This is a genomic window from Paenibacillus sp. sgz302191 (genome assembly GCF_057749925.1).
Genome location: NZ_JBYLHY010000050.1, coordinates 19,743 through 38,326 on the forward strand (window position 1 = coordinate 19,743; position 18,584 = coordinate 38,326).

General features: G+C 54.7%; 12 protein-coding genes and 1 pseudogene. 10 read left to right on the forward strand and 3 right to left on the reverse strand.

Annotated elements, in window-relative coordinates; genetic code table 11:
• The first annotated feature begins 32 nt into the window (after positions 1-32).
• The 8 genes from AC3G2T_RS36745 (at position 33) to AC3G2T_RS36780 (ending at position 12,471) form a co-directional block, all read left to right on the forward strand.
• Positions 33-1,070 (forward strand): dienelactone hydrolase family protein, encoded by a 1,038-nt coding sequence (locus AC3G2T_RS36745; protein ID WP_488438554.1) that lies wholly within the window; start codon positions 33-35, stop codon positions 1,068-1,070.
• 110 nt (positions 1,071-1,180) lie between these two features.
• Positions 1,181-2,302, forward strand: a complete 1,122-nt coding sequence (locus AC3G2T_RS36750) for an ABC transporter ATP-binding protein (protein WP_488438555.1) — start codon at positions 1,181-1,183, stop codon at positions 2,300-2,302.
• Between the two features lie 16 nt (positions 2,303-2,318).
• Positions 2,319-5,291, forward strand: coding sequence for an extracellular solute-binding protein (locus AC3G2T_RS36755; RefSeq protein WP_488438556.1), 2,973 nt, complete (start codon positions 2,319-2,321; stop codon positions 5,289-5,291).
• Complete coding sequence (locus AC3G2T_RS36760) at positions 5,278-6,258, forward strand: carbohydrate ABC transporter permease (protein ID WP_488438557.1); 981 nt, start codon at positions 5,278-5,280, stop codon at positions 6,256-6,258. Before AC3G2T_RS36755 ends, AC3G2T_RS36760 begins: the two co-directional genes overlap by 14 nt.
• Positions 6,255-7,148 (forward strand): carbohydrate ABC transporter permease, encoded by an 894-nt coding sequence (locus AC3G2T_RS36765; RefSeq protein ID WP_488438558.1) that lies wholly within the window; start codon positions 6,255-6,257, stop codon positions 7,146-7,148. Before AC3G2T_RS36760 ends, AC3G2T_RS36765 begins: the two co-directional genes overlap by 4 nt.
• Before the next feature lie 21 nt (positions 7,149-7,169).
• A complete protein-coding gene (locus AC3G2T_RS36770; RefSeq protein WP_488438559.1) occupies positions 7,170-8,603 on the forward strand; it encodes a DUF5060 domain-containing protein in 1,434 nt (477 codons plus the stop codon).
• Complete coding sequence (locus AC3G2T_RS36775) at positions 8,590-10,089, forward strand: DUF5060 domain-containing protein (protein WP_488438560.1); 1,500 nt, start codon at positions 8,590-8,592, stop codon at positions 10,087-10,089. The genes AC3G2T_RS36770 and AC3G2T_RS36775 overlap by 14 nt, the downstream gene beginning before the upstream one ends.
• A gap of 18 nt (positions 10,090-10,107) precedes the next feature.
• Positions 10,108-12,471, forward strand: coding sequence for a glycoside hydrolase family 95 protein (locus tag AC3G2T_RS36780; protein WP_488438561.1), 2,364 nt, complete (start codon positions 10,108-10,110; stop codon positions 12,469-12,471).
• An 827-nt stretch (positions 12,472-13,298) separates the two neighbouring features.
• Here the strand turns inward: AC3G2T_RS36780 and AC3G2T_RS36785 are convergent.
• Positions 13,299-14,153: a nucleoside hydrolase gene (locus AC3G2T_RS36785; RefSeq protein ID WP_488438562.1), complete on the reverse strand. Its 855-nt coding sequence runs from the start codon at positions 14,151-14,153 to the stop codon at positions 13,299-13,301.
• Positions 14,154-14,421: 268 nt separating this feature from the next.
• Between AC3G2T_RS36785 and AC3G2T_RS36790 the strand changes: the two genes are divergently transcribed.
• Complete coding sequence (locus AC3G2T_RS36790; RefSeq protein ID WP_488438563.1) at positions 14,422-15,522, forward strand: FAD-dependent monooxygenase; 1,101 nt, start codon at positions 14,422-14,424, stop codon at positions 15,520-15,522.
• Between the two features lie 417 nt (positions 15,523-15,939).
• Here AC3G2T_RS36790 and AC3G2T_RS36795 read toward each other — a convergent pair whose 3' ends face one another.
• Positions 15,940-16,389, reverse strand: coding sequence for a MerR family transcriptional regulator (locus AC3G2T_RS36795; protein ID WP_488438564.1), 450 nt, complete (start codon positions 16,387-16,389; stop codon positions 15,940-15,942).
• Positions 16,390-16,561: 172 nt separating this feature from the next.
• On the opposite strand from AC3G2T_RS36795, the gene AC3G2T_RS36800 reads away from it, so the two are divergent.
• Positions 16,562-17,413 carry an aldo/keto reductase gene (locus AC3G2T_RS36800; protein ID WP_488438565.1) on the forward strand — a complete coding sequence of 284 codons (852 nt, stop codon included), beginning with the start codon at positions 16,562-16,564 and terminating at the stop codon, positions 17,411-17,413.
• Between the two features lie 989 nt (positions 17,414-18,402).
• Here AC3G2T_RS36800 and AC3G2T_RS36805 read toward each other — a convergent pair.
• Positions 18,403-18,584, reverse strand: a pseudogene (locus AC3G2T_RS36805) (IS66 family transposase); the annotation flags it as partial.

Sequence of the window (18,584 nt, forward strand, 5' to 3'; positions counted from 1 at the left end):
CGGAAAATAAGGATCGAGGAGGGAGTCCGTCTATGTCTACATGGTGCCCGGATCTCTATTTGGAGCGCCTCTACGAAAGCGCCGGCAAGGAGGCGGCGCATGGAACATGGAGCGAGCGAAAAGCCGGCGTGCGGGCGAAGCTGCTGGCGGCGCTCGGCGAAATGCCTGCGGTCCCGGCCCCGGTGGCGCCAGCCCCGGTGGTCATCGAACGGCAGGAGATGGAGGATTGCATCCTGGAACGCGTCGTCTACACGACCGATCTCCATCTCCAAATGCCGGCCTACGTCCTGCTGCCCAAGCGGCTGGAGGGCAAAGCGCCGGCGGTGCTCGCCTGGCACGGGCACGGATACGGCAGCCGGGAGATCGTCGGCCTGCGGCCGGACGGGGCCGCCGATCGCGGCGAACCGGGCATTCACGGGCATTATGCCGTGAAGCTGGCGCAGCGGGGCATGGTCGTGATTGCCCCGGAAATAATCGGCTTCGGCGACCGGAGGCTGTCGGCCGATATGGGCAAGGACCCGCGGAAAAGCAGCTCCTGCTTTTCCCTCGCCTCGCGGCTGCTGATGTACGGCCGCACGCTGGCCGGCTTGCGCATCTGCGAAGCGATGCGCTCGCTCGATTATTTGGCGTCGCGGGAGGAGGTCGACCCCGCCCGGATCGGCACGGTCGGGTTCTCGGGCGGCGGTCTGATCGCCTCGTTCTCCGCCGCTCTGGACGAGCGCATCAAGGCCGCCGTCGTCTGCGCTTTTACGAGCACGTTCAGGGGCAGCCTGCTGGCGATGAATCATTGCATCGACAATTATTTGCCGTCGATTAGGCCTTTTGCCGATCTGCCGGAATTGATCGGATTGATGGCGCCGAGGGCGCTTTTTGTCGAGTCGGGCGTGGAAGATCCGCTGTTTCCGGCCGATTCGGTCAAGGAGGCCGCCGCCAGGCTGGCGGACATTTATGCGGAAGAAGGGCGCGGGGACCGGTTCGAGGCCGATTTATTTCCCGGGAAACACGAAGTGTCCGGACGCAAGTCGTTCGACTGGCTGGCCCGGCAATTGAAAGCAGGATTCCCCCTATAACTCGGCAATCATCACCTATAATGCGTGCAAATACGGAATGTATAATGAATGAATAAGTCATGAAATCGCTGTCATTCGGGCTTGAAAGGAACACTATGGGAGGTGCTGCAATGGGGCGAATACTTCTAAAACATGTGGAAAAACGTTTCGGCAAAGAACGAGCTTACGCCGTGAAAGATTTCGATCTGGATATTCAGGACGGAGAGTTTATCGTCATGGTAGGTCCTTCCGGCTGCGGCAAATCGACGACGCTGCGGATGATCGCCGGCCTTGAGGACATTACTTCGGGCGAGCTGTATATCGGAGATAAGCTGGTTAACCATTTGCCGCCGAAAGACCGGGATATCGCCATGGTGTTTCAGAACTACGCTTTGTATCCGAACATGAGCGTATACGAAAACATCGCATTCGGCTTGCGCCTGCGGAAAATGGCGAAACATGAAATCGACCAGGCGGTCAAAAAGACGTCGCGAATTTTGGAAATCGAGCCTTTTCTCGACCGCAAGCCAAGGCAGCTCTCCGGCGGGCAGCGGCAGCGCGTGGCGCTGGGCCGGGCGATCGTGCGAAATCCGTCCGTTTTTTTGATGGATGAGCCGCTGTCCAACCTGGACGCCAAGCTGAGAGTCCAAATGCGGACGGAGATCATCGCGCTGCAAAAAAAACTCGGCGTCACGATGGTGTACGTGACGCACGACCAAGTCGAAGCGATGACGATGGGGCACCGCATTGTCGTCATGAAGGACGGGATCATCCAGCAGGTGGATTCGCCCAAGACGATCTACAACAATCCGCGGAATACGTTCGTGGCCGGATTTATCGGGACGCCGCCGATCAATTTTATCGAAGGAAAAATTATCGAGGGTGCGGACGGCTCGCTGGAATTCCATACGAACCGGTATTACCTGAAAATCCCGGCGCATCAATCGGACTTGTTGAAAAAAAAGAAAAAAGTCGATCGAACCGTTTTGCTTGGCATTCGCTGCGAGCATATCCATTTGGACCCGGCCTTACACGAAGCCAATCCCCATGCGCAAATCGCCGGCATTCAGAAGCTGAACGAATTGATGGGGGCGGATATGTATCTGTATTTGGACATCGGCATGCCGAATTTGCTAATAGTCAGAGCCCAGGCCGATCATGCGTTTACGGAAAACGAAAAGCTTGTTTTGACACTCGATATGCAGAAAGCGCTGTTTTTCGATAAAGATTCCACGGAAAACTTATCGTACTAAGCAGTATGGCGGGGGGATGGAGTTGAAGGCGTTTTATCAAGCAAGGGTATGGATGACGATCCTGCTTGCACTTGTACTGGTGCTGGGTCCGGCGTTTCCCGGCCTGGCGGTTAACGGCGGCGCAAAGGCGGCGAACACGAAGGCTGACGGATCGAATCCGTCCGACCATAAATCTCAAAAGCTGGAGCCCTATTACTCCGAAGTGCTGGAGCAGTGGCAGAAGGAGGGGACGGCTCCCGCCCGTGGCGGCGGGCTGACCGTTCAGGGAGCGAAGCTGAGCGGCCGCTCGGACAATGCCCACGTTTCCGTCGGGTCGTACGGCGGGAAGAACGGCGTATTGGTCTGGAGCGCCAAAGGCGACGAATGGATCGAATACGAGCTGAGCGTCGCACAGGGCGGTTTGTATGCCATCGACTTGTCGTACCATCCGTTCGTCGACACGAAAAACCGCAAGCCGATTTCGCTGAACTTAACGGTCGACGGCGCCGCACCGTTCGTGGAATCCAAGTCGATCCAGCTGTACAGGCACTGGAAGGACAAAATGCCGGTCCGCAAGGATGACAACGGGGACGAAATCCGGCCGGTGGCCGAGGACATTTCCGGCTGGCTGACGTGGGAGCTGCGCGATTTGTCCGGCGCTTATTCGGACGCGCTGCTTTGGAAGCTGACGCCTGGCAAGCATACGATCCGCCTGTCCGGCAGCGATCCGTTCGCGCTGGAATCGATTGCGTTCAAAGCGCCGGAGCTTGCGGCCGATTACCGGACCGTCAGGAGCGGATTGCCCAAGGAGGCGGCTCCCGTACAGGCCGATCCGATCATCATCGAAGCGGAGCAGGTCGCATGGAAGAACGATTCTTCCATCGCGCTCGCTTTTGACAACGATATTGCGAACAGCCCTTATGTGCGGGGCAAAATTACTTACAATACGATTGACGGCAACCACTGGGCGTCGGGCAATCAGGAAATCAGCTGGAACTTCGATGTGCCGGAAACCGGCTACTATACCATCGCTCTGCGCCAGCAGCAGTCGTTCGTGTCCAACCGCTCGTCGTTCCGCTCGATTTTGATCAACGGCAAAGTGCCGTTCGCCGAGCTGAAAGCGTATCGTTTCTCCTATGCGTCGAACTGGAAAGGGACGCCGCTGGCCGACGATCAGGGCAACGCCTACGAGTTTTATTTGCAAAAAGGGGCCAACACGATTTCGATGCGCGTTACGCAAGCCCCCGTCATCCCGATTGTCGGCGATATGAATCGCGCCACGGATACGTTGACGAAACTATCCAACGATTTGCACACGCTGACCGGCGGGGTTGACGATAAAAACCGGACCTGGGATCTGAAAAAAGATTTGCCCGGCTTTATCAAGCAGCTCCGACAGCTGCAAGATCAGCTTGCGGCGACCCGGGACCGGTTGATCGCGATCAACGGGCGACCGGATTCGGTTTCCCAAGGGCTGGTCACCGTCGGCAAAGATATCGAAACGCTGCTGAAAAATCCCGATGAGATTCCTTACGATGCCGGGCGCTTCAACAAAATGCAAAGCAAGCTGTCCGATCTCATCGGCCAGCTCGGCTTTCAGCCGCTCCAGCTCGACCGCATTGCGGTCGTTCCGGCCGGCAAGCCGTTCCCGAAGCTGGAAGCGACTTTTATGGAAAAAGTGGAAGGCTCCTTCATCAACTTTTTCAATTCTTTTCAAACGGAACCCAAATCGAACGCAGCGGACGACAAAGTGCTGAACGTGTGGATGAACCGCGGGCGGGACTACGTCAACTTGCTGCAGGGCATGGCGGACGATATGTTTACGCCGCAAACCGGCATTAAAGTGAAGGTCAATCTGCTGAAAGACGATAAGCTGCTGCTGTTGATGAACGCCGCCGGGATCGCTCCCGACGTCGGCCTGGGGCTGCCGCACGATACGCCGTTCGACTATGCCATCCGGGGCGGCATCTACGATCTCAAGCAATTCCCGGATTTCGACGAGGTGTACCGGAGATTCACCCCGGGCGCGTGGCTGGCTTACTATTATGACGGCGGCTACTATGCCGTTCCGGAGACGCAGACGTTCTCCGTCATGTTTTACCGGAAAGATATGTTGCAGCGGCTCGGCCTAAAGGTACCCGATACCTGGGACGACGTATACCGGATGCTTCCGATTCTTCAGCAAAACGGCATGAACTTCACGCCTGTCGAGCACAGCATATTTTTGCAGATGCACGGGGCGGAATATTACACGAAGGACGGAACGAGGACGGGACTGGGTGCGGAAAAAGGGTTCGATGCGTTCAAGCAGTGGACCGATTTGCAAAACAAATACGGCATCGATCAAAAATCGGAAAGCTTTTATGCGCATTTCCGGGACGGCTCGTATCCGATCGGCATTGCCGATTTGAACGCGTACCTGCAATTGACCGTCGCGGCTCCCGAGCTGAACGGCTTGTGGGGAGTGGCGCCGATTCCCGGCGTCCGCCAGGATGACGGAACGGTCGTCCGCTGGACGGGCGGCAACGGCGGAGATATGCTCGCCTCGGCGATCTTCAAGCAGACGAAGAAGCCGCAGGAAAGCTGGGAATTCCTCAAATGGTGGATGTCCGAGGAAGTGCAGGAAAAGTACGGAACGGATCTGGAAACGCTCAATGGCGTCACGTTCCGCTGGTATACGTCCAACGTCGACGCGTTCGTGAGGCTGCCGTGGAAAGCCGACGATCTGCAAGCCATTTTGCAGCAGTGGCGTTGGTTCCGGGACATTGCCAAAGTGCCGGGCAGCTATTACATGGAGCGGGAAATCAAAAACGCCTGGACGCGAACCGTCATCGGCGGGGAAAATTACCGCACTTCGCTGGAAACGGCGATCAAGGAAGTGGACCGGGAGGTTCAGAGGAAAATGCAGGAGTTCCGCTTTATCGATCAGAGCGGGAACATGGTGCGGTCGCTGAATTTGCCAACGATTACACAGCCGTGGGAAGGGGTGGATAAATATGTTGAAAAGTGATGCGCAAGCGATTCAGCAGAGGCCGCTTGCTCCCGTGAAAATCCGGAAAAACAGGCTGTTCGCGGCTTTAAAGACGATCTGGGCGTACCGCATCTCCTATTTGTTCATCGCGCCTTTCGTCATCTGTTTTGCCATCTTTATTTTAATTCCGGTGCTCGCCGCATTAGCGCTTAGCTTCACGTATTACAATGCGATCGAACCGCCGCATTTCGTCGGCTGGGACAATTTCCGCTACATGCTGTCGCAGGATTTGATTTTGATCAAATACGCGCTGCCGAACACCCTTTCTTTTGCACTGATCATCGGGCCCGGGGGATATGCGTGCGCCTTTTTGCTGGCCTGGCTGATTTCGATTTTGCCCGCCGTCTACCGCAAATGGTTTACGCTGGCGATGTACACCCCGTCCCTGGCCAGCCTGGTCGCCATGAGCATTATTTGGACGCCGCTGCTTTCCAGCGACAGAATCGGCTATTTGAACAGCTTTTTGCTCAAACTCAGCCTGATCGGCGAACCGGTCGCATGGGTGACGAGCAAGGAGCATCTGATGGCTTCCATGGTTGTCGTCTCGCTGTGGAAAAGCATGGGGATCGGCTTTCTCGGCATGCTGGCGGGCATCCTGAACGTGAACCCCGAGCTGTACGAAGCGGGGCGGCTGGACGGCATCCGCAGCAGGCTGGAGGAAGTGTGGTACATCACGATTCCGTCGACCAAGCCGCAAATGCTGTTCGGCGCTGTCATGGCGATCGTCGGGGCAATCCAGATGTCCTCGATCGGAACGGCGCTGTCCGGGATGAATCCGACGCCGGAATACGCCGGTCACATGATTACGACGCACATTGATGACTACGGCTTAAAGCGGTTTGAGCTCGGATATGCGACGGCGCTGACGGTATGTTTGCTGGCGATCGTTTATTTTGCCCAAAAGCTGAGCTGGAAGCTGTTCGGCACGAAGGAGGACGAAGCATGAAACTTGCGCTAAGAAAAATCGATCTGTGGCGCAGACGGATGGGATTTCGCCGGTTGAGCCCGTTCGAGACGTTTGCCGCGATTTTGCTCGTGCTGCTGAGCGTCTTCATGCTGCTGCCGATCGTCTACATCTTCAATCACGCGCTGAAGCCGTATCAGGAGCTTTTCATCTATCCGCCTACGATTTTTGCCCGGGAGCCTTCCTTGCAAAATTTCGTCGAGCTGCTGGCGACGACCAAAAGCACGGCGGTTCCGGTCAGCCGCTATTTGTTCAACAGCCTGATCGTGACGGCACTGGCCGTCTTTCTGATCACATTTACGAGCGCCATGTGCGCCTATCCGATTTCCAAGCACAAGTTCCCCGGCCACAAGCTGGTGTTCGGGACGATTTTGCTGACACTCGTCTTCGTGCCGGAAACTGTGGAAATTCCGAAATATTTGATCGTCAGCAAGCTGCACATTTTCGACACGTATTGGGGGCACGTTCTGCCGCTCGTCGCGGTGCCGACCGGCGTCTTTCTGATGAAGCAGTTCATCGACCAGCTTCCGGACGAATTGCTGGATTCCGCGCGCATGGACGGAGCCAAGGAGCATACGCTGTTTTTGCGGATTGTCATGCCGCTGCTGATGCCTGCGGTGGCGACGATAGGGATCATCGCGTTCGACTCCGCCTGGAAAAATGCCGACACATCCACGTTCTATATGCAAAATGAAACGATGAAAACGTTCCCGTTCTACGTGGAGACGCTGACCAGCGGGATGGCGAACAGCGTGGCCAGGCAGGGCGCCGCGGCTGCGGCCGCGCTCCTGCTGTTTTTGCCGAACCTGATCATGTTCCTCGTGTTCCAGAGCAAAGTGATCGCCACGATGGCGCATTCGGGAATCAAATAACGACCAGGGGGGATTGTGCCGATGGATGTACGGCAAAACTTGCCGGAAGTGGAGCAGTGGGGGCGGTTTGAGCTGTCCTTGCAGGGCCCTTCCGAAGGCAACCCGTTTCAGGAGGTTCGGTTGTCCGCCCGCTTACAATATAGGAATCTCGTCGTCGAGCCCGACGGCTTCTATGATGGAGACGGCACGTACCGCGTCCGCTTCATGCCGGACCGGCCGGGCGTGTGGAGGTATGTGACGCGCAGCAACCGCAGCGAGCTTGACGGATATGCCGGCGAATTCGTCTGCGTGCCGCCGCCCGCGGGCAACCATGGTCCGGTGCGGGTCAAGGACCGGCATTTGTTCGCGTACGAGGACGGAACGCCCTACTGGCCGTTTGGAACGACCTGCTATCATTGGACGCATCATGGGAGCGAGCTGTTGGAGGATCTTACGCTGCAGTCGCTGCAAAGCTCCCCGTTCAACAAAGTGCGAATGTGCCTGCTGCCGACCAGGGATATGCAGCCGCCGCTGCGGCTCGCTTTCGCCGGCTCAAGCCCGGAGGATGTGGACAAAAGCTGCTTCAATCCCGCATTTTTTGCCCATTTGGAGCGGCGCATCGGCGATTTGCTGGAGCTCGGCATCGAGGCCGATCTGGTTCTGTTTCACCCTTACGACAAAGGGTATTGGGGCGTCGACAACATGGACGCGGAGACGGATGCTTTTTACTTGCGCTATGTGATCGCGAGGCTGGCCTCTTTTCGCAACGTGTGGTGGTCGCTGTGCAACGAGTACGATTTCAATGCGGACAAAACGGTTGCAGACTGGGACCGGCTCCTGCAATTGGCGCAGCGGTACGATCCGTATCAGCATCTGCGGTCGATCCACAACGGCACGAAAATGTACAAATCGTCCAATTTGTACGATTTTTCCAAGCCGTGGATTACGCATCAAAGCATCCAGCATTGGGATGCGGAGCTGACGGCAAGCTGGCGGGAAACGGTCGCCAAACCGGTCGTCATCGACGAAATTTCGTACGAGGGCGATCATTCCAGGCGCTGGGGCAACATTTCCGGGGAGGAGCTGACCCACCGGTTTTGGGAGGGGCTGACGCGGGGCGGTTTTGTCGGGCATGGCGAGTCGTTTATCGGCCGGGAGACGAGAGCGTGGATATCTTCCGGGGGCAAGCTGTACGGGGAAAGCGTGGCGAGAATCGCATTCCTGCGGAGCGTGATGGAGCAAGGTCCTGCGGACTGGATCGAAGCCGGGCGGGAAGGGACGTATAAGCTGCTTTATTTCGGCCGCCGCCAGCCTGCATACGCATACGTCGATCTTCAGGAGGACGCGTCCTGCCGCATCGAGCTTATCGATGCATGGAACATGAGCATCACGCCTCTGGAGGGCGTTTTCTGCGGGGGGAGCAGAATCGAGCTTCCGGGAAAACCGTATATGGCGCTGCGCATTGTCAAGGTATGAACAAAATGAAGCCCGAAAGGAGGCGGCCGCTCTGAATTTTACGAGGGATGTGGAGCGCTGGGGGATGTTCGAGCTGACGCTGGACGGCCCTGCGCACGGGAATCCGTTCACGGATGTGCGGCTTTGCGCCGAGTTCTCCGGCGGCGGGAGCTATGCGGAAGCCGAAGGCTTTTATGACGGCGGGGGCAAATACCGCATCCGGTTTATGCCGGAAGAAGAAGGGCTTTGGACGTTTCGGACGTCAAGCGATGATGCCGGCTTTGACGGCATTGCAGGGCAATTTATGTGCACCCCTCCTTCGCCCGGCAACCGCGGCCCCGTCAGAGTCAAGGATGACGCGCATTTTCAGTATGCGGACGGCACGCGGTTTGCGCCGGTCGGCACGACCTGCCATGTATGGCATCTGCAGGACGAGGAGGTGCAAAAGCGGACGCTGCGGTCGCTCGCACGCTCGCCTTTCAACAAAGTCCGGATGTGTGTTTTTCCGAAATGCGATCCGTTCAATTCTCCGGGGTCGGACAGCTATCCTTTTGAAGGTTCGCCGGAAACGGGATTCGATGATGCGAGGCCGCGCCCCGACTATTTCGCCCATTTGGAAAATCGGGTACAGGCTTTGGCCGATTTGGGCATCCAGGCGGAGCTTATTCTGTTTCATCCGCATGACGGCGGGCGGTGGGGATTCGACCGGATGCCCGCGGAAGCCGACGACCGTTATGTGCGCTATGCCGTTGCCAGGCTTGCCGCATTCCGCAACGTATGGTGGTCGCTCGCGGACGGCTGCGATCGGATGGAGCACAAGCATGAGGACGATTGGCGGCGCTTGTTCCTGATCGTGCAGGAGTGCGACAGCGGCAGGCATTTGCGCTCGATCCAAAGCGGCGGGACGCAGTACGATTTTGGCGCGCCATGGGTTACGCATGCGAGCATTCGGCAGGCCGATGCGTTTGCCGTTTCGGAATGCACGAAGCAATTCGGCAAGCCGGCGGTCATCGACGATTGCGGGTATGAAGGAAATCTGGACGCCCGCTGGGGCAGCTTGACTCCCGAGGAGCTCGTCTGCCTCATATGGGAAGGGACTTGCCGAGGGGGCTATGTGACTCACGGGGAGGCTTGCCTTGGCCCGCAGCTTTGGTACTCGCACGGCGGCGAGCTTCATGGAAAGAGCGCGGCGCGAATCGCATTTTTGCAGGCCATTCTTGCGGAAGCGCCGGAGTATGCGGCATACAGCACCGATAGTTACGATGCGGCCACACTGGTCGTGAAGGGCGAATATTATTTGCAATATTTTGGCCCGCACCGGTTTGCCTGCCGCGAATTTTCGCTTCCCGAAGGGACGTACAGGGCGGATCTGATCGATACGTGGAACATGACTGTCACGCCGCTTGGCAGCTCGTTTGCCGGACGTTTCCGGATCGATTTGCCGGCACAGCTTTATTACGCTTTGCGCATTCAAAAAGTGTCCGATTCATTTCCCAAATTAGCATGATGAAAAGGAGCGATGTCAATGGAACATTGGTGGAAATCCCCCCGCAGCATGAAGCTGTGGTATGAAAAGCCGGCCAAAGCGTGGACCGAAGCGCTGCCGATCGGCAACGGGCGGCTCGGCGCCATGATTTTCGGCAAAGTCAATCACGAAAGGCTGCAATTGAACGAAGATTCGGTCTGGTACGGCGGGCCTGTCGAAGGGGACAATCCGGAGGGTTTGCGCTATTTTCCGGAAGTGCGCCGGCTGCTGATGAAAGGCAAGCAGATCGAAGCGGAAGAGCTGGCGCAGGCAGGGATGATGTCGATTCCCAAATCGCTGCATCCGTACCAGCCGCTCGGGGATTTTCAAATTTACCACGATGGCGAAAAAAAGATGATTTCCAATTATTACAGAGATTTGGATATCGAGCAGGGGCTCGCCCATGTCAGCTATTGTCTGAACGACGTCCGGCATGTGCGGGAACTGCTCAGCAGCGCGGTCGATCAGGTGATGGCCGTGCGGATTACGTGCGACCGGCCGGGCAAGTTGAACTTGCGCATGCATTTGAGCCGCAGGCCGTTTGACGAAGGCACGCAAAAGATCGCGAGCGATACGCTCGTGATGAGCGGAGTGAACGGCAGGGACGGAGTCGCCTACTGCGCTGCGGTAAAAGCCGTTCCGGACGGCGGGTCGGTGAATGCGATCGGCGATTTTTTGACCGTTGAGGCCGAGGCCGTTACGATTTATATCGCGGCGGCGACCTCATTCCGGCATGCCGATCCGAAAGCGGAATGCGTCCGGCAGTTGGAGCAAGCTGCGGGCAAAGGCTATGAACGGGTGAAGCAGGACCACGTAGCGGATCATGCCGCCAAGCTGCGGCGCGTGCAGTTGGAGCTCGGCGGGGCCGAGGAGACGGCTGGCGAAGCCGGAGCGCTGCCGACCGATGCCCGGCTTGCGCGGTTCCGGGAAGGCGGCCGGGACCCGGGGCTCATCGCCCTTTATTTTCAATACGGCCGCTATTTGCTGATGGCTTCCTCCCGGCCCGGCTCCAATCCCGCGAACTTGCAGGGCATTTGGAACGAGAGCTTTACTCCGCCGTGGGAGTCCAAATACACGATCAATATCAATACGGAAATGAACTACTGGCACGCGGAAATGTGCAATTTGCCGGAATGCCATGAGCCGCTGTTCGATCTGATCGACCGCATGCGCGTGAACGGCAGGAAAACGGCGCAAAAAGTGTACGGCTGCCGGGGGTTCGTCGCGCACCACAATACCGATATGTGGGGAGCGACCCAAATCGAAGGCAATTTCATGCCTGGCTCGATATGGCCGATGGGGGCCGCGTGGCTTACCCTGCATCTTTGGGAGCATTACCGGTACGGCATGGACGAAAGCTTCCTGCGCGAACGGGCGTATCCCGCTATGAAGGAGGCGGCGGAGTTTTTCCTGGACTACTTGTTCGAGGACGAACAGGGGCGTCTCATCACGGGGCCTTCCACCTCACCCGAAAATAAATTCATCGGCGCCGATGGAAGCGTAGGCTGTCTGACCATAGGCCCTTCGATGGACACGCAGATTGTGTACACGTTGTTCAGCGCCTGCATCGAGGCTTCCGGCCTGCTGCAAACGGATGAAGCGGTCCGGGGCGAATGGGAACGCATGCTGCGCAAGCTGCCACCGCCGCAAATCGGCAAATACGGGCAGCTGCAGGAGTGGGTGAAGGACTGGGACGAGGTGCATCCGGGCCACCGGCATATTTCCCACTTGTTCGCGCTGCATCCCGGCGAGATCATCCATGTGCGCCATACCCCGGAATGGGCGCAGGCGGCCAGGCGCACGTTGGAGCGCAGGCTGGAAGCCGGAAGCGGCCATACAGGCTGGAGCCGGGCCTGGATCGTCAACTTTTTCGCGCGGCTGGAGGAGGGGGACAAGTCTTACGAGCATCTGCGGGCGCTTCTGTCCAACTCGACATTGCCGAACATGTTCGACAACCATCCGCCGTTCCAAATCGACGGCAATTTTGGCGGTACGGCAGGCATCGCGGAGATGCTTCTGCAGTCGCACCGCGGGGAAATCACGCTGCTCCCGGCTCTGCCGGGGGACTGGCAGCAGGGCCGAATCAGCGGGCTGCGCGCCCGTGGCGGCTGCGGCGTCGACATCGAGTGGGCGGAAGGCCGGCTGACCCGCTGCATCATCCGCGCGGCGAAAAGCCGGCCCTGCACAGTCGTATGCAGACGGCCGCAGGCGCCTCTCGCGGTTGAATCGGACGGGATGCCGGTCGAAACCGCCATTGCGGGAGACTGCACGGTCACGTTCGAAGCCGTCGCAGGCAAAACCTACGTGCTGACGGCCAGCCGGCAAACACAGCTGGAAACGGCAAACATGGCGACGAATATGTAGGCCGGGGGCCGGGACCGGAGCGCCTAGGCGTGTCGCCGGTAGGGCGGTCGGCCTGCGCCTGCGGCTGCTGCAGCGCGCTGGCGTCCCGCCGGCTTTGCCCGCTGGGGCGGGCGTGCCTTCGGCGACGCCGGACAGCCCGCCGCTGCGGCAGCACGCTGGCGTCCCGCCGGGCTTTGCCCGCTGGGGCGGGCGTGCCTCCGGCGACGCCGGACAGCCCGCTACGGTAGCGCGGACGTAAAAAGCCTGCAAAAGTGCAGGTTTTTGCTCCTTTCCTGCACCTGCCCCGGTCCATTCCTGCAAAAGTGCAGGTTTTTCGCTCATATGCAGGGCTCAGGCCCGTTTTGATCGAAAATTCCTGCACAATTGCAGGCTTTTCCCAAAAACAGCCCATTTCCATGGCCAAAGCCTGCACAATTGCAGGTTTTTTGAGCTGCCGCGCCGAACAGCAAGGGTCCGTGCCGACTTTTGCAGCGAAAACAAACACCTGGATGGTCATTCCACCGTTAAACGCCCCTAAGTAGCTTCACCCTGCCCCTATCCCCCCATATACCGCCAAAAGAATGCAACACCCAGCCACAGTCCGCTCATCCGCCAAGTGTTCGTAGAAAATATAATTTTAGACTGAAATTGTTGATCCTACTAAGTATTAAACTCACCCTAAAGTTAAGACAGCCGCAGTCTATGACTTGAAAAATAAAGTCTTAGACTGCGGCTGTTTTATTGCGCTAACATCTCCCGGTAGTTCAATCACCAGTAGTTATGACTAAATTCAGAAATTATTTCTTCAAAATTTTTTCCGCCAATGATCTACAAACCTTGACAGTAAATTACTGTTCCGCACTGGACAACTCCAGTTTGGCATACATATCTTCCAAAATAAACCTAACGTCGATATCTCGATATATCCGAATTCGTCTCTCCGTTTGATGATGGACATAGGTCATATCCGGAGATATGCGAGGTGCAGGCTTCAAATCATAATCATAAGGCTGATCGTGCAGCAGCAATCCCACTGCTGGGGAATCACCCAACGTCCATACTTCCCCCCTTGGCCAACCCGGATTGTTTGCCCATTTTTGATTTGTCTCCAGCAATTGGCGATATAAATATTGACCAATGGCGCCGCATCGCTCCACTCTAGACTTTAATTCCGCGATACTGACTCTCATCTTTGCGTATACATTTCTAGGAATTTGCCACAACGGGATCGGAGAACTGAGTACGACGTTCGCTGCGTGAATATCGTTCCCTAAATTAAATTCCTCTCCACCATTTGGCCAAGCTCCTCCTCCAATCCATACCGCTGTCAAGCGATCGGCAATCGCCGGATTCATTAGATAAGCCGCCGCTAGATCTGTGATGGTCCCTAGGAAAATCACGAACAAAGGCCTTTGATCATCGGACATAGCTTCTCGTACAATTAACTCAGCACCCTCTGATGAGACCGGAGTCCTTTCGTCTTGCATGGCACGTTCCGCCCCACAAAGAACAGGATATTCTCCCGACAAACCCATGAGTTTCAATAGAAGTTCTATTTCCTTCACGCTGTCCAACATTGAGGTTTTACTTCTCTCCTGGCCGAAGTGGGCACCAATTAGGCCTTTGATGACGAACTGAGGCGTTAACAGCGAATGAACGATAGCATATTGGTCGTCCGCTTCGTTTTTAGCATCACTGTTCACGATCAAACGGATCTTTTTGGCATCCGGTACATCGATTGCACGTTTCCTACTAAGGTTTCATGAGCGATTAGAGCAAGAACTCTCTACTTATTCAGTGCTTGACGGATCATATAATAGGTTGAAAATGGTGTCTGGCCCCGCATGAGCTGTTAATATTCAGTATATAAAGCTATTTTATTCTATACAATGTCATTAAAAATATGGTGGATCATAAATAAATTTACGAAATCTAGTGAACACGAATACAACCATCACGGGAGGATCGAAAATGAAAAAAAATATCCTAGTTAGCGGGGCGAGTTTCGCCGGCCTCTCAACAGCCTACTGGATGAAGAAGTTGGGCTGCAACGTGACCGTTGTTGAGATCGCCGAAGGTCTCAAAAAAGGCGGCACGCCTGTAAATATCCGCGGAAATACCGTCGACATCGTGAAACGTATGGGGCTGCTCGACCAAATCCAGTCGAACAAAATAGACATGGAAGTGATGGAATTCAAAAATTCCGATGATGTCACTGAAAGATTGGCATTCCGTGAGCGGCTCGCAGAAGATGAATATGAAATCGAGCGAAATGTATTGCTGAATATCATGTTCGAGGCTGTCAAAGATGATGTCGAGTTTATTTTCGGAGATAGCATAACGTCGTTGAAGGAAGAAAGTAACGGCGTCGACGTAGCTTTCAAAGGGGGGCAAAAGCGCTCTTTTGACCTGGTATTTGGCTGCGATGGTATTCATTCGGCCGTCAGAAAATATGGCTTCGGCGAGGAAGCGGAATTTTCGCATTTCCTTAAAACTTATTTTTCTATCACGATCGTGGATAAGTTGTTGATCCGGGAGAATACGACACAGATGTACAACGAGCCGGGAAAGGCGGTCATGCTGAACGCCTACAACAATAAAACCGATATCGTCCTCTTCTTTTCTTCGGAGAAGGAAATCCCTTACGACTACCGAAACGAAGAACAGCAGCGGAATATAACTTTGAATCAGTTTTCCGGAGTAGGCTGGCGAACGCCGGAATTGCTGGAAGAAGTGAAGAACTCGAAAACTTTTTACTTTGACAAGCTGTGCCAAATGAAAATGCCGTCGTGGACAAAAGGCAGGGTAGCGCTAGTCGGTGATGCAGGATACTGCGCCTCTCCGGCTGCTGGCATGGGTGGATCACTCGCAATAGATGGGGCGGCCGCCTTGGCTGATGCTTTCCAAAAATGCCATAGTAATTTTGAACTTGCATTCCAAGAATACAATAAGAGTTTCCGTCCTTTCATCGAGGAAGTGCAAGCAAACGCGGCAATATTTGTAGATTTTCTTGTCCCACGAACTGAAGAAGCCATTCGCGAAAGAAATTCGCAAGCAGGGAACGATCTGTAAGATTAATGAGAGGATATCATTTTGAAGGTGTTTTTACATTGACAAAATGTTTTATTATCTGTTAGATACCGATTCATAAATGTCGGACCCAAGCAAAGGTACAGTATCTCGTTTCGTTCCCGTGCCGTGGAACAAGCGCTTGGCTCCACTGCCGCGCACAGTGCCCGGATGCAGGAAGCGCCCTTTAGCACCGTTCAGCGGAAAGCGTCACACAACACCAACCTGAGTAGAGATCGGAGGAGGTGCCTCACCTCCTTCCTCCTTCGTGTAACATTTTAAGGTCTGTGAGAGAGTAAGCAAAAAGTTTTCAACGTTACTTATGATAAGGTTCACCTGAATCTTGTTCATTGCCAAGCCAATCAGGAGTTTTAAACCGAAAATTTTCTTCAGTGCGGTTGATGTGCTCACGAATGTCTCTCACGCCTTCCGAACAGAGGGCGAGTAAAATACGTCAGAATGCATATGCTGAATTTTGTCCCAGTTGCCGGGATTGGTCGTGTCTGGAGAGCGGTGCTCCAGAATGGCCTGATATAGGGCGGTTTTTTGTTCCAAATGGGCAACGTGCCGTTTGGCTTCTTCGAGCTTAACGAGCGCGGCTTCTTTATGCTCCATCATGAGTGTGCAGCGTTGCGGAATGGTCGAATCCCCTTCGAGACAGAGATCGACGTACATTTTAATGACTTCAATCGGCATCCCGGATTGCTTGAGGCATTTGACGCCATGCAGCCAGTTGATCGATTCTTCGTCGAACATCCGAATGTTGTTTTGATTGCGCTGTACGCTTGGCACCAGGCCTTTATCCGTGTAAAAGCGCACGGCGTGCTCGGTGAGTCCCGTTATCTGGGCGGCTTCTTTGACCGTATGCATGTGAATCCTCCTTGGAAAATAAATTTTTGAAGATGGCTTGACTTCGTGTAACACGAAGGTTCTAAGCTTATTGTAATGCAAATCAGCCGTAAGCGGAATCCCCGCTGCAGTGCCCGATTCCCGGGATATGCGCCGTTTGCTGTTATACATTTGAACACTGGGAGGAGTTACAATGCAAACCGTAACATTGAACAACGGAGTGAAAATGCCGATCATCGGCTTCGGTGTCTACCAGATTCCCGATGCTGAAGAATGTGAGAACGCGGTATATGAAGCGCTGATGGCCGGTTACCGTCTGATCGACACAGCCGCCGGTTATCTGAATGAGGAAGCGGTCGGACGCGCGATCAAGCGCAGCGGCGTACCGCGTGAGGAGCTGTTCATCACGACCAAGCTCTGGGTTCAGGATGCCGGCTACGAAAGTGCCAAGCTGGCGTTTGCCAAATCCTCGAAGAAGCTGCAGCTCGACTATCTCGATCTATACCTTATTCACCAGCCGTTCGGCGATTACTACGGCGCTTGGCGTGCGATGGAAGACCTGTACCGCGAAGGCAAGATCAAGGCAATCGGTGTCAGCAATTTCCTGCCCGACCGTCTGATGGACCTCATCGTGCATAACGAAATCGTGCCCGCCGTCAACCAGATCGAAACGCACCCGTTCTACCAGCAGACTGAGAGCGCCGCTTTTATGAAAGAGCAGGGAGTTCAACACCAGTCGTGGGCGCCGTTCGCTGAAGGACTTAACGACATGTTCGGCAACGAAGTGCTGGCCTCGATCGCAGAAAAACACAATAAGTCCGTCGCCCAGGTCGTGTTGCGCTGGCTTGTTCAGCGTGAAGTCGTTGTAATTCCAAAATCGGTGAGAAAAGAGCGGATCGTCGAAAACTTCGACATTTTCGATTTTGAGTTGAGCGCGGACGATATCGAACAAATTTCCGCCCTCGATACGCGGGAAAGTCTTTTCTTATCCTACCGCGATCCGAAATTCGCCAAGATGCTGGGCACCTTGAGAGTCGATCTGTAAACCTTGATCGAACCGTAAACTCATCACGCGTTTATCCTCATCTATTAAGAAAGGACAGGACAGGGCGGGCGCCCCTGTCCTGTCCTTTCTTTACTTGAATTGCAAATTCTAAGAATAACAAAACTGCTGCTAGCGGTGTAACGAAATCTATACTCCCACCAATACAGGTAGCACACAGAACCACCGAGACCTCCATAACTATCCTGCCCGTTAGCGTAATGATGTCACTCGTCGCTTCTACCGCCAAAAGAGTGCAGCACCCAGCCAGTATCCGCTCTTCCGCTGTAAACGTCAAACAGCCCCATCTTGTTATCAAGATGAGGGCTAATTAGGTTTGGAAACACGCGGTACTAAGCGAATTGGCGGTGACCGCGGCAGCAGCTTGTCCGATGCTTCCGGATACGCTAACTATGGAATTTTGATCAGCTGCTCTATAAACGCCCAAAGAAGTTTACCTAACGTCCTCCTGCCTTCTATAAGAAAGAAATGAGGAATTATTGATTTTTCTTTGTTGTATTATTTTTCTCGATATATATCCAAGTATAGTATACTGCCCAAAATACGAACAAAATGAGTAGTGTAAACGGTTTTAATTTTTGAGGTAAATAAATTGCGAGAACTAGTGCAGTGATCAAAAAGGGAGGCAGAAGAATCCAATATTTTTTACGGTGCATAAATTTCTCCCGTCATTTCATATTTACCAGTATTTTACCACATTCAGAAAGTTCAAACTGCATCTCCCGGCGTAGATCGTGGAACTGCGCAACTAGGCAGGAAGCAGCTTGATGAGGAGAAAACCTGCAAAACTGCAGGTTTTTCTTGCAGAATTGGTTTATTTTGGCGAAATGCCTGCAAAAGTGCAGGAATTTTCGCTGAAAGTGAATCTGAGCCCATTTGTTCAGTGAAAAGCCTGTACAATTGCAGGAATTTTTCGCTGCCAGCAATCGAGGACGCAAATTCATGTATTTTTGGTTACTACTTAGGTCTGTTTAGAATTGAAGGCGTCCGTGAAGGGCCAAAGAGAGGGATTCGAGGATAGGGCGTTCTTGTTTAAGAAGGGTAGAGATGACCGAGCGAATGCGGGCAAACTGCCTAGCCCCTGCGGGCGTACGGAATGCACCGGAAATTTTGGTTTTCACCTTGACCATGCGAATATCCCGCTCGGCTTGGT